We start from the raw sequence: 12,715 nt of genomic DNA, 5'->3' as shown, positions 1-12,715 counted from the left end.
CCTGTTCGAAGCCATTGCAATCTGAGGAGCACGCCGTGAACAACACTCTTTCGGGCAAGACCGCCCTGGTCACGGGCGCATCGCGCGGTATCGGCCGAGCCAGTGCTTTGGCCCTCGCTCGCGCCGGGGCCCAGGTACTGGTTCACTACGGCAGCGGCGAGAAGGAAGCGACCGCCGTTGTCGACGAGATCCGCGGTGCAGGGGGCAAGGCCGAGAAGGTCGCAGCCGACTTGCGCTCGCCCACCGGACCGCACGACTTGGCGCAGCGCGTGCGCGACATCATCGGCGGCCGCCTCGATGTGCTGGTGGCAAACGCCGGCATCTCCAAGGCCGCCTCGATCGAGGACACGACCGTGGAGGACTTCGACCATCTCTTCGCGGTGAACGTGCGCGCGCCGTTCTTCCTGGTGCAGCAATTGCTGCCGGCGCTGTGCGAAGGCAGCAGCATCGTGATGGTTTCCTCGCTGGCTGCGCGCGCCTCGGTCGGCACCCTGTCTGCCTATGCCGCGAGCAAGGGGGCCATCGACACGCTCGTGACGCACTTCGCCACGGCACTCGGCGAGCGCGGCATTCGCGTCAACGCGGTCGCACCGGGCGTGGTCGAGACCGAGATGTCCAGCTTCACCAGGACGGATGCCGGGCGCGCCGCCACCTTGGGCATGCAGGCACTCAAGCGCCTGGCTCAGCCGGAGGACATCGGCGATGCCGTGGCGTTCCTGGCGTCCGACGAGGCTCGCTGGGTCTCCGGCCACACCTTGCACGTCGACGGCGGCTCGAAGCTCTGAACCGCACTGTCGATTCCTCCATCGCTCGCATGCATGTTGCTGGCTGAAAAAAGGCTTGCCTCTTCCGCTGTCCCGATCGATCCGGGTGGGGCGAACAGCATTCAAGCCAGCAACAGCAGCAGCTCGGCGGCCGCAGGCGGATCCGTGAGCTGCGCCAGTGCGCCTTGCCAACAATCGGGGTGTGCTGGCTAGCCTCCATCCAATCTTGCGTGACGAACCTGGGCGATCAATGTCTCGAGCGGCGTCGGCCGCGCCAGGTAGTAGCCCTGCACCAGCGAACAACCGAGCAAGCGCAGGTGCTCGAGTTCTTCGAGCGTTTCCACGCCCTCGCCCACCACCTCCATGCCCAGTGCGTTCCCGAGGTGAATGATCGAATCCACGAGCAGCATGCGCCTGTCGGACCGGTGGAATTCCGATATCAGCAGTCGATCGATCTTGATCTGCTTGACGTACTTGTCGCCCAGCATCGCCAGCGACGAATAGCCGGTGCCGAAGTCATCCACCGCGATGGCGATCCCGGCTGCCGCAAGCGCTTCGAGCTGCCCCGAAGACGACAGACTGTCCAGCGCGCTTTCCTCGGTGATCTCGATCCTCAGATGCCGAGGGGCGATGCCCTCGCGCAGCAATGTCCTCAACACGATGTCGCTCAGAGGAAGATCTCCGATCTCACGGGGCGACACGTTCATGGCCACGGGAACCTTCTCGAACCGGGGGTCCGCATCCGCCAACGCGTGCAAGCCGTGGCAGACCTCCTGCAGGATGTGCTGCAACAGCGTTTCGCCCATCCCCATGACCGCGGCCGCGTGAACCACCTCCTCGGGTGAAGTCCATCCCTGCCTCGGATGGTGCCAGCGCAACAGCGCTTCCAGGCTATGGAGGCTGGCTCCATCGCTCGAGAGGATCGGCTGATACCAGAGCCCGATCTCCCGTGCCTCGATGGCGCAGGCCAGATCCTTCTCGATGTCCTGGCGGCGCAAGAGGCGTCGATGCATCGCCTCATCGAAGCGATAGCCCCATGCCCCCACCGAGCGCGCGGACGCGTGAAGCGCCTCGCTCGCGAAGGTCAGGAGCTCATCGATCTGGCGTGAACCGCTGTCGCAGAACCCGATGTGCAGGCGCGTCAGGTCCGCCTGTCTGCCGAGACTCGATCCAAGCCCGAGGGACCCGAGGCTCGCGCGATGGATATCGCCGGGAAAGGCCTCGGCGCCGCGCGGCTCGTAGAGCACGACGAACTTGTTGCCCGCCCACCGGCCCAGCACACACCGGGCCGGATCGAACTTCGATGCCAGCCATCGAGCCACCTCCTGCAGCACCTTGTCTCCCCATGCCAGACCTTGTGTCTCGTTGATGATCGACAAGCCGAAGACTTCGAAGATCACCAGGCGCTGGCGCGGCCGCTTCTCCGATCCGAGCCAATGCGACGCCGCATCGACGAAGCTCTGACGAGCGAGCAAGCCCGTGAGCGGATCTTGGACACTCTTCATCTTTCCCTCTCTGATTACCGACGGCATCCATCCTGAAGATCCGATCCGTGACATCCATCCCTGTGTTTTTCTCGTAGTGATTGCGTGTCCCCTCCGCGCTTCGTGGGCGCGCTCTTTGGTGTGAAGGGGAACGGTGCCATGGCGTCAGGAGCCTCGACGTGAGCGGTGCCTATCGGAAGGGTTCTGCAGCTTGGTGTCCGATGCGTCCTCGTTGTCGCCTTCGAGTTCCAGGGCGCCGAAATCTGTGGAAGCGAACTCTGGAGGTACGTGCACGCCCTCGTCGTCGCGCCGGACGAGGCCGCGGTTCTCGAGTTCGCGCATCGCCTTGTTCACCCCCTCGCGCGAGAGCCCGGCATACGAAGCAATCACGGCCTGCGTGATCCGCTTGTCGTAGCCGCCGGGGCCGGCCGGTGCCAGGTGGGTCAATTCATGGAGCACCCGGCCGACCAGCTCGACCGGCGGGAGCGAAGAAATTCGCCGCAGCTGGCCATGCACCATGGAGACCCGCTTGACGGCCGACTCCAGGAGACCCACGGCGACCTGCGGAAAAAGCGTGCAAAGACGCCGCAGCACATGGATGGGGATGAGGTAGACGGAAGAAGGAAGCGCCGCGATCAACGTGGACTGCGCCACGTAGCTGTCTTCCTTCAACGAGGGGCTGAAGAAGAAGTCGTCCTTGCTGACGAAATCGGTGGTGACGCCTTCGCTGTCGCCACCGCTGCCGTGTACCACGACACGCAGCAATCCAGTGGCGACGCAGTAAACATGTTCGGATGTCTCGTCGACGGCGAGTACGACATCGTTGCGGCGATAGTTTCGGAACTCGGTGCTTTGAACAAGCAACGCACGCTCGCTATCGGGCAGCGTGGCAATAAGTGGGTGCAGATACATGCTGGAACGGACGCGGTCTCCTCCTTCGTGCTCCAGCTCGTCCCCCCAAGAGGGACCTGTATCGCTGGCCGTCAGGGTCCCGGCTTTTCCGTGATTGATGAAATGAAGTTGATAAAAACTGAAGCTGTTCTCTCTCTTTGCAGCAGTTGTGTGAAAGGCTGAAAGTGATAAGTCGGCAGGACAACGCGTGCGCCATCACGTGGCGAGCCGTCGTTGGCGGGGCCGTATGCCTTCACTCGGTGCGCCAGATCCACCGCGTTCGAGCGCGTCGAAATCGAGGCTGCGCAGCGGCTGCGCGCGACTTCGAGGTGATGGGCTCTGATGAGAATGCAGGGAGTCAAGAGAAGAACCGGCGAATCAAAAGGCTCAAACCGCCGAAGCGGTTTGAGCAAAAGTCCCCGGCAGCAAACCGTCCGCCGGGGGAGGGGCGAAACTAGATCACCGCACCGACGCGATCGTCGACACGGCGGAGTTGCCCACGGCCGTGGCGCTGACCTGGTTGCCGGCCGCGCGCAGCGTGCTGCCCGTCGCCGCGCCAGTGACGCCGATGCCGTAGTTCACGCCGGTGGCAGTCGCCACGACCGTGCCGCTGTTGGTCTGGAAGTTTCCGACCGCAGCCGTCGGACGGCTGGCGCTAGGCGCACTCACATTCACGCGGTTGGTCGCGGTGTTGCCGTACGCTTCGGCGGCGGTCGTGTTGCCGGTGACGGCCACGGTGCTGCCGCTCACGCCAGGCACGAGCACGGGAGCCGTCGCGTTCAGGGCCACCTGGTAGCTGGCCGTCGCGAACGAGCTCACGTTGCCCGTGTTGCCCTGGTTGTTGAGCACGGCAGCGGCCGCTTGCGAGGCGCCGACGGTGCTGCCGGCAACCGGTGCGGGCGTCGCGTAGCTGCTGCCAGCCGACACGTTGAGCACGTTGCTTGCCGCGTTGCCGCGAGCCAGCGCCATCGTGCTGTTGCCGTCGATGGTCAGCCCGCTGTTGAGCGCGGCGGTCGCTGCCGGCACGCCACCCGCCAGGCTGAAGCCCGCGGCGGTGATCGAGCTCGCGTTGACGGCGGCACTGCTGGTCTGCGCATTGCTCAGACCGGCGTTGCTGCCTTGCAGCGCGGCGCCGGAGAGCGTCACGCTGTTGTCGGCGCGGTTGGCCGAAGCCTCGGCCGTGGTCGCGTTGCCGGTGATCGAGAACGTGCTGTCCGCCAGGCCCGTGGTGGCCGTGGCCACGCGATCCTGGTTGTACAGGCGCGTGCTCGCCGTGCTGGAGACCGCGGTGGACGCGGCCTGGCTGTTGCTGAGCACGTGGTCGCCGGTGGCGCCCGCCGCGTTCAGAACGGCATTGGTCGTGGCACCGACCGGCGTTGCGTTGCCCGCGGTGACCGTCAGCGCGTTCGTGGCATCGTTGATCACGCCCAGCGAGACGTTGCGGTTGTTGGCCAGCGCCACCGACGAGCCCGACACGGCGCCCGGCGCGTACAGCTCCGCGTCCGAGCTCGCGGCGACCGAGGCGGTGCTCGATTGCTGCGAGGCCAGCGCGGAGGTCGCTGCCAGGTTGGTGGCGGTCACGCCCAGGGTGTTGGTGGCCGTGTTGGCCACCGAGCTTGCGCGTTGGCTGTTGTTGGACACGCTCACCGTGGAGTTGCCGATGGCCGAGCCGGCCACGGTATCCACCGCGAAGCTGCCGTACACGTTGCTCACCAGCGCCGAGTCACCGGTCACCGACTGCACGTTCGACAGCGCGTTGTCCGCCTGCGCGCCCGAGCCGGTCACGAGGGCACCAGCGGTCGCCACCGTGCGGCCGCTGCCGGCTGCGACGGAGTTGCCGGTGACGCTCGTGGTGTTGGTCGCGCTGTTGCCCGTGACCGAGCCGGTGTTGCTGTTGCCGTTGACGGACAACTGCGAGCCGGTCACGGCACCCGAGACGGCCAGGATGACGCCGCCCTGGTTGGGGACGCTCGGCGTGGCCGGCGTGCCGGGGATGAGCCCCGACAGCACGGCCGCGCCCCCGTCCACGATCGCCGAGTAGGCCGACAACGAGATCGTGCCGAGCAAAATCGCCGAACCACTGACGTTTCCGCCCGACTGCGTCCAGCCGTTGCTGGTGAGATAGCTCAGTTGCGCCGGCGAGAGGCTGGATGCCAGCACCGTCAGCGTACCGCCCGTCAAGGTCAGGGTCGCGCCGGAACCGGAAACAGTCAGTCCGCTTCCCGTGGCACTGAACGTGAAGGGCTCGGGTGCGGTACCCGCGCTTCCCGCCACACCCGCCTGGCCGATCAGCGCATTGACGCTGGCGCTGGTCGTCTGCGAGTTCTGCAAGGCGGTGGTGGTCGACAGGCCGTTGCCCGACAGGCCCAGGCTGTTCGTCGCGGCGTTGCTGGTCGCCGAGGCGGTGGAGACGTTGTCGTTCGAGGCGATGCTCGAGCCGGTCACGTTGCCACCCACGGCGGTCAGCACGCCGGCGGCGGTGCCACCGACCAGCGCTCCGTCACGCTGCGTCGCGGTGACCGAACCCGCGCCCGATTGCGCGTTCTGCACGCTGAAGGCGGCGTTGGTCGTGAGCGTGCCGGCGTTCGAGGTCGCGCCGGTGAGCGGCGTGGCCGATGCGGTGTCGATGCCATTGCCCGATGCGCTCAGGCTGTTCGTGCCGCGGCTTCCGAACGCCAGGGCCTGGATCTGGTTGCCGGAGGTGGCAACCGTCGAGGCCGAGACGTTGTCCTGGATGGCGGTGGCAATAACGGCGCCGCCGGTGGCGGTTGCCGACACGGCACCGCTGGCCGTCTGTGCGCTGGTGACGTTGGCGATCGATGCCGCGCCCGCTGCGTCGACACCGGTGCCCAGGCTCACGCTGCCGGCGTTGCTCGCGTCGTTGCCGTAAGCGGCCGCGACGAAGGCATTGCCCTGGTTGGCGATCTGGCTGCGGGTGGCGTTGCCTTCCAGCAGGACCGTCAGCGCGCCCAGCGGACCGCCGAAGCCGGTGGCTTGCGCATCCACGTCGCCGAGTGCCGACTGGTTGTTCAGCAGGCCGTAGGCGGCGGTGACCGTGCCGCCCAGGCTCGGGGTGCTCGACAGCGTGGACGCCGGTGCCACCGAGGTGGGCACGGTGGCGCCGTTGGCGGCAACCGTCAGGGTGTTGCCGGTCGAGTTGCCGTAGGCGATGGAGCGCTGCAGGTTGTCCGACAGGCTCAGGCTGGTGTCCGTGATGTGCGTGCCGGCGTAGACCGCGGCGGCCGAGCCGCCCAGCACGGTGCTCACCGGCGAGGCTGCGTCCACCACCTGGATGTTCGCGATGCCTGCGCCCGAGCCGATGCTCGTGCCAGTGAGCGACAGCGTGTTCGAAGCGCTGTTGGCCAGGCCGACGGCTTCCTGCGTGTTCTTGCTGGCGCTGACCGTGCTGCCGGTGATGGTGTCACCGCCGGTGCCGCGCGAGTCGACGTACGCGCCCACGTACGAGCCGCCCAGCGTGGCCGAAACCGGGCTGGCGTAGTTGCTCTGCAGGCTGGTGATCGTGGCGGCGCCGCTGGCCGAGACGTTGCCATCGGGCGTGCGGCCACCGCTCAGGACGGTGGCGCCGGCGCCCAGTGGCAAGGCGTTGGCGGCCAGCGAAAGGCTCTGGGTCGCGCTGTTGCCGTAGGCGGAAGCCGCGGCGCGGTTCTGCTCGACGGCCACCGTGCTGTCCTTGGTGGTGCCGTTTTCCAGGCCGGTCGCGGCACCGATGATCGACGGTGCGGTGACGGCCGAAACGCCGCCGCCGAAGTTGCTCTGCTGGTTCGCGAGCGCGGCGGTGGCGGAGAAGGTCGCACCGTTCTGGCCGGTCGCAATCGCGCTGGAAACGGCGTTGCCGGTGGCCGCGGAGGTGATCGCGTTGCCCGAGACGGTTGCCGCGCCGCCGTCGATCGACTGCACGGTGGCGGTCACGCTGGCGGCATTGGTGGAGCCTTGCAGCGCCACGCCGACATTGCCCTGGGTGTTCAGGATCGCGAGGTCCGCACCGAGCTGCGAGCTCTGGCTGCCGGCGCTGTAGGTGCTGCTGTTGACGGTCGGGCCGCCCGAACCGGCGACGGAGATGCCGTCGGCGAGCACGATGCGGTTGCCGGCGACGCCGGCTGCTCCCAGGGCTTCGTTGCCCGTGGCCGCGCTGGAGATCGTGTTGCCTTGAACGGACAGGGCGCCGTTCAGCACGTTTGTGGTGCCCGTGCCGTTGCTGCCGATCGTGGCATCGATCGAGGTGGCGGTGTTCGACGCGTTGTGCGTCACGCCCACGCCCTGGTTCAATTGCAGATTGCTCACGACGGCCGAGCCGGCGAAGGTCGGTGCGCCGCCGGCCTGGATCGAGGCGGTGTTGGTCGCCGCATTGCCCTTGAGCGTGGCGGAGACGGTGTTGCCGTCGAGTGCAGGCGCCGAGCTCACGGCGTTCGCGCCGTCCGCGGTCAGATCGAGCGTGACGGCATTGCCGCTGGCGCTCGCGGAAGATGCGGGGCCGGTGCCCTGCTGCGCCGTGGTGACCACGATGCTGCCCGAGGCCTGGCTGCTGTTCGTGGCGGCCGAATGCGTGCTCGTGGTGATGCCGGGGGCATTGGAGACGTAGTCGACCGGAACGGTGCCCGCCACCGAGGAGGCACCGCCATTGATCACGGTGGTGGCCGAGATCGTGTTCTGCGTGTTCGAGGCGCCGCCCGAGGAGAAGCCATTGAGGTTCACGCCCACCGAGTTGCCGGTCGCGTTGCTGGTGATGGCGCCGGTGTTGGTCTGCACGCCCAGCGATGCAGCGCCATCGAGCGCGATCGTGTTGCCGGTCAGGGACAGGTCGATCGCGTTGGAGAACTCATTGGCCTTGGCCGTGGCGTTCACCGTGTTCTGCGTCGTGGTGTTCGACGTGCCGGTCTGCACGCCGTCCACCGTGATGCCGATCTGCTGGCCGGCGGCGGTCGCCGACACCGGCTGCGACTTCGTCTGCACCGAATCCACGGTGAGGAAGCCCGAGGCGGTGGCGGTCGAGGTGGTCGCGTTGATGGTGGTGGTCGCGCCCAGTTCGGGCGGTGCGGCCATGGCGCCGCCGGCAGCCAAGCTGGCGAGCACGGCGAGGCCGACGCGGCTGAGTGCCGGCGCCTTGATGGCACGCGACTGGAGATTGCGAGTCTTCTTCATGGAAGTTCCTTGGGTATTGATCAAAAGTTCCGAAAATTCGGTGGATCCGGAGGATCGATGTGGTGGTGGCGTTCAGCTTTCAGTGCGGTTTAGCTCCCTCGTCGTGTGTTCTCCTCTCGGGCTGGTTGAACCGGCCCGCCCTTGCCCGAGCCCGCGCCCTGGACGCGCAACTTGGCGACCTCTTGCAATCCCGGACCGTCGCGATGGATGGCCGTGTCGGCCTTGTCGGGCCGCCAGCTCACGCTGATGCCGCCGGGGGCGATCCCCCGCGAGATCAGCGCCGATGTCACGACGCCGATGCGCTGGTCCGTCAGCAGATCGCGTTTGCCCGCGTCCCAGTTCTCGGTGTCGCGCGCCACCAGCACCACTTCGGTGGGCGCCTTGGCGGCGGCCGCCGCGATCTGGTCGAGCAGATTCAAGGTGCCGCCGGTCAGTGCCGCGGCGCCGAACTCGAACGGGATCTGCACGCTCGCGCCGTCGCCTGCGCTGACGGGCGATGCGTTGCTGGCCGCGTTGACGGCCTCGCCCGTGAGCACGCGCGCGCCGCTGGAATCGACGATCGGGTTGGGAACCTTGCGAAGCGACTCCGCTGACTGGCGCGGCAGTTCATCGAACACGCGCATCCCGAGGCAGGGCTTCGGGTCGACCTTGGTGACGGCGGCGACCAGGCGGACCACGGCCTCTTCCAGCGCCGCGCGAATGCCCAGCTGCACCGGCTCCTGGCCCTTGGCGCCAACGTCCACGTCGAACAGGTCGTTGCGGAAGAAGCGGAAGACGTTGAACCCGACCTCGTAGCCGTTGAACTGCTTGGTCAGGCTGATGGTCTTGAGGATCATCAGCGTGCGGGTATCGACGATGCGCAGGTCCACGCCCACCGACTGGCTGAAGGTCCTGGCCTTGATGCCGACCTGGTTGACGGCGAATTCGGCGCCGCCCGAGTTGATGTTGTAGTTGAGCTCGGTGATGCCGCCCACGATGAAGTAGTCGGACTTGTTGATCGAGCCGCCGAAGTAGGGCAGCCAGGGCACCACCTGGTTGCCGGTCGGTCCCGCCAGCTGGTGCGAGCGGCCGTCGCCGAGCTGCCGGCGATCGGCATAGCCGAGCTCGCGCTCCGCGATGACCGGATCGAAGCGCTCCGCGACCTGGACCGCGCCGCCCATCTTGCCCAGGGCCGAATACACCATCAGCGCACCGCCCTGGGTGATGGCGTTGCCCTCGTTGATGCTGTACTTGCCGGTGTAGTCCTTCACGTCTCCCACGGAGACCACGATGGGCGGCCTGGAGGTGGCGGCGACGTGATCGCCGTAGCAGGCGAGCACGGCCTCCATCGGCGTCACGTTGTCGCGCACGGCCGGTCCGAGAACGATGGGGGCTTCCTTGGGCGCGGCACGTTCCTGCGGGGCGGTGACGCAGCCCGCGAGTGCGGCGAGTGCAACGGCCGCACCGAGCGTGCGTACCGCCGTGGTGGGCATCGGGCGTGGTCGAGCGAAGGTGATCGATGTCATGACTGGATTTCCGTCAGTTGAGCGTTCCGTAGGCACAGGCGGTGCTGCCGCTGACGCTTGCGCTCTGGCTGCCGCTGTTGGTCTGGTTGGAGTTGAGTGCCTGGGCTGCCCAGCCCTGCACCCCGGTGGTCGTGGAGCCGTTCACCTGGGAGCCGACGGTGCCGGCGTTGGCCTGGCCGGTGCTCACCGTGCCGCTGCCGCTCCAGCCGGTGTTGTCGTTGCCGGTCGAGGTGGCCGCGGCGCCGCTGGTGCTCGGCGAGTTGGCAACGGTGCTGTTCGAGCCCTGGTTGCCCTGCGCGGTCGCGCTGACGTCGCAGTTGAACTGGCGCTGGATGTAGGTGTTGTTGGTGGTGCTGGAGGCGCCATAGCTGCCGGCCTTGCGCCGCTGGACCATGTCCTGGATGGCGGCCTGGTTGGCCTTGTCCGCCGAGGTCTGGAACTGCCACGCGGAGTTCTCTCCGACGTTGTTCGCCATCCCCTGGCCCGCGCCAGCGATCAGGCAGGCTGCGACAAGACCCTTCTCGAGCGATCGGGTGATGTCGTGCACGCGCCAGAGCTTTGGGTGGGAGTGAGGTGAAGTGGTCATGAGGTGTCCGTTTGCTTGTGGAGTGCGGTGGGAGGGCCTGGGCGAAGGGCCGCCGGCGGAGACGGCAGAAGGCAACGCGCTCATGTCGCGCCGCCCGTGTGCTCTGTCGAGGAGGCGCGGAGGTCCAGGTGCAGGGCGATCTGCGACTTGTCGCTTCGTTGCGAGTGACGGGTCTTGGAAACGCCGGGCCGACGCCGAATCTGGCGCGGGAGATCGCCGCCTTCATCGACGTAGACGCTGCCTGCCGCGGAGGTGCGCAGCGGAAGCAGATGGCCATGCGTGCGCATGCGCCGACGCAGGCGGCCGATGACCTTGGTGTGCAGCAGATCGATCGATGCCTCGCCCTCCTCCGCGTCCTCGTCGCGACCGGGAACGAAGGCACCGGCGACATCAACGACCGACGTGGCGAGCGAGCGATTGAGTTCCCGGACCTCGTGCGGCGCGAGGAACTGGCTCGGCGCATGAGCCACCCGCAACAGCAGCGAGCGTTCCTGAGGACGCAGTCGTACCTCGAAGCCCTTCTCATCGGCCACGAGTCGCCAACCATTCATCGCGAGCCGCCAACTGCTCGAGCCCAACGAGACCTCTGCCGCGGCGGCGGGCGGCGCCACGGGCCGGCCGGGACGCAGCTTTTCGCGGACCTCGCTTCTTCGCTGCTGGCGGATGGCCTCCTCGAGGGCCAGATACTGGGCATCGGTCGCGCTGTCGGCTTCACCCGGCGCGGGCTTCGTGGCGGGCGGAAGCTGCACCCGGTTCCGGTTCGACTCATTGCAAACGAGCAGGTCGCCCACGGTCTCCTGCAGCTGTTCCAGCAGAAGACCCATGCGCGCGAGAAGAATGTGCATCTCGCCGTTCACGCGTACGCCTCCCCTCGCCCGAGCTTCGCGCTCTCGAGAAAGGAGCCCTCCAGCCACTGGGCCCCCGCGCGCAGCGCCAGGTGCATGTCCTCTTCGCGCTCGATGCCATCGACGACCGCATAGGTCGCCAGGTGGCCGGCCAGCGACACCATCTCCTGCAGCCCTTCCAGTCCGAACTCGCCGCCGCGGGCTCGGCGCAAGAAGGACGGATCGACCTTTGCGATGTCGGGACGGCAGGCGTGAACGATGGCGAGGTCACCGTCGCGGCATCCGAGGTTGCGAACTGCGATACGGCAACCCAGCGCCTGCAGGCGGCTGCAGAACTTGCGCATGGCCTCCAGTGCGCAGACAGCGCCGCTCGCGCTGAACTCCACCACCAGGCGCGAAGCGAGCATCGGCTCGGTCTGCAGCGCGGCGAAGAGGGAGGTCCACCAGTGATCGCAGTGCGCGCTTTGCGTCGAGAGGCGCACGCCGAGACGCAACGCCGGGCGCTGGCGCAGGATCGCCAGGGTCTTGCGCATCGCATGGCGGTCCCACAGCCGCGCCAGGCCGAGTCGCTCGAGGCACGGCCCATAGAGGCTGTCGCGCACTGCGTCGGCGCGGCTTTCCTCCGGCACCGGCCCCGCGCTTGCAACGAGCGAGTGATACAGGGAGGTCGAGCCGCCATACACGCCGACCACCGGGCGCCAGGACATGCTGAGGAATCCTCGGGACAGCGCATCGGCCACCCGCACGGCGACGTCCATGTCGCTGCGGTATCGATGGCGCCAGCCATCCAGCTCCATCGGCTCGAACTCCGCGCATTGCTGAGCCGTCCATAGCGCGAGCTCGACGTCCGTGCTGTCCATCTCCGCAGGAGGGCGTACGTCGATCCAGTCACTGTGCAATTGCACCAGCGCTGCGATACCGCGGTACACGATCGGACGCTTGGCCACATGCGCGAGCAAGGACTCGAGGCGTTCGCAGGCCGAAGTCAGCGAGGAGTCAACCGGAACGGGGAAACTTTCGTTAGACCACAGCAAGTAGCAGTCATCACGCAGAAAGGCGAAGTCGGTGCTCTCCGTGCGAACGAACGAGAAACAGAGTCGGCGGCGGACCTCGCGACTGACGGCCATCGCGAAATCGATGCCGTATGCCTGCGAGAGCTGTGGAAGATTCCCGATGAAGACGTATGCGCACGCACGTTGCTGCAACTGACTGGCAGTTGCATCGGTGCGGTTGTGAGCGCTCGCGATCGAAGAGATCAGCGTACGAGGCGAAACCGTCGTGCGGGCATGAAGTCCAGCAAAGAAACGATGTCCCCCGCTGGGCGATAGGGCAAGCATCCAAAACTCTCCAGAGTCTTGTTTCGAAAGCGTCGACCTCGGGCGAGGCAACGTCGGTTGTTTTTCGAACGGCAAGACTCATCCCTCCCGCAGCACGCGGGTCTTTGCATGGAGTCCGGCTGTTTTCGCGCAGGCGCACCCAT

General features: G+C 67.1%; 8 protein-coding genes. 1 reads left to right on the top strand and 7 read right to left on the bottom strand.

All coding sequences use genetic code 11. The features are described 5' to 3' along the window. The first annotated feature begins 35 nt into the window (after window positions 1-35). Complete coding sequence (locus tag AC07RV_RS00285; RefSeq protein WP_296783931.1) at window positions 36-785, top strand: SDR family NAD(P)-dependent oxidoreductase; 750 nt, start codon at window positions 36-38, stop codon at window positions 783-785. A gap of 188 nt (window positions 786-973) precedes the next feature. Here AC07RV_RS00285 and AC07RV_RS00280 read toward each other — a convergent pair whose 3' ends face one another. The 7 genes from AC07RV_RS00280 to AC07RV_RS00250 form a co-directional block, all read right to left on the bottom strand. Beyond that, entirely contained in the window at window positions 974-2,269 is a 1,296-nt protein-coding gene (locus AC07RV_RS00280; protein ID WP_296783933.1) for a GGDEF domain-containing phosphodiesterase, read from the bottom strand. A 144-nt stretch (window positions 2,270-2,413) separates the two neighbouring features. Then, complete coding sequence (locus AC07RV_RS00275; protein ID WP_093345249.1) at window positions 2,414-3,160, bottom strand: Crp/Fnr family transcriptional regulator; 747 nt, start codon at window positions 3,158-3,160, stop codon at window positions 2,414-2,416. A gap of 438 nt (window positions 3,161-3,598) precedes the next feature. After that, a complete protein-coding gene (locus tag AC07RV_RS00270; protein ID WP_296783936.1) occupies window positions 3,599-8,299 on the bottom strand; it encodes a beta strand repeat-containing protein in 4,701 nt (1,566 codons plus the stop codon). A gap of 89 nt (window positions 8,300-8,388) precedes the next feature. Further along, complete coding sequence (locus AC07RV_RS00265; protein WP_296783938.1) at window positions 8,389-9,804, bottom strand: CsgG/HfaB family protein; 1,416 nt, start codon at window positions 9,802-9,804, stop codon at window positions 8,389-8,391. Between the two features lie 13 nt (window positions 9,805-9,817). Further along, complete coding sequence (locus AC07RV_RS00260) at window positions 9,818-10,390, bottom strand: hypothetical protein (protein ID WP_296783940.1); 573 nt, start codon at window positions 10,388-10,390, stop codon at window positions 9,818-9,820. Window positions 10,391-10,470: 80 nt separating this feature from the next. After that, complete coding sequence (locus AC07RV_RS00255) at window positions 10,471-11,247, bottom strand: hypothetical protein (protein WP_296783942.1); 777 nt, start codon at window positions 11,245-11,247, stop codon at window positions 10,471-10,473. Beyond that, entirely contained in the window at window positions 11,244-12,572 is a 1,329-nt protein-coding gene (locus AC07RV_RS00250; RefSeq protein WP_296783944.1) for an EAL domain-containing protein, read from the bottom strand. Before AC07RV_RS00250 ends, AC07RV_RS00255 begins: the two co-directional genes overlap by 4 nt. Window positions 12,573-12,715: the final 143 nt, after the last annotated feature.

It is taken from the genome of Variovorax sp. GW821-FHT09B01, assembly GCF_059418345.1.
Note: the sequence above shows the minus strand (reverse complement) of the source record. Positions and strands in the feature narration are given on the sequence as shown.

Excerpts from the sequence above, each read along its gene's own strand:
- AC07RV_RS00265 (WP_296783938.1), bottom strand. The coding sequence starts at position 9,804 with ATGACATCGATCACCTTCGCTCGACCACGCCCGATGCCCACCACGGCG.
- AC07RV_RS00275 (WP_093345249.1), bottom strand. The coding sequence starts at position 3,160 with ATGTATCTGCACCCACTTATTGCCACGCTGCCCGATAGCGAGCGTGCG.
- AC07RV_RS00260 (WP_296783940.1), bottom strand. The coding sequence starts at position 10,390 with ATGACCACTTCACCTCACTCCCACCCAAAGCTCTGGCGCGTGCACGAC.
- AC07RV_RS00250 (WP_296783944.1), bottom strand. The coding sequence starts at position 12,572 with ATGCTTGCCCTATCGCCCAGCGGGGGACATCGTTTCTTTGCTGGACTT.
- AC07RV_RS00270 (WP_296783936.1), bottom strand. The coding sequence starts at position 8,299 with ATGAAGAAGACTCGCAATCTCCAGTCGCGTGCCATCAAGGCGCCGGCA.
- AC07RV_RS00280 (WP_296783933.1), bottom strand. The coding sequence starts at position 2,269 with ATGAAGAGTGTCCAAGATCCGCTCACGGGCTTGCTCGCTCGTCAGAGC.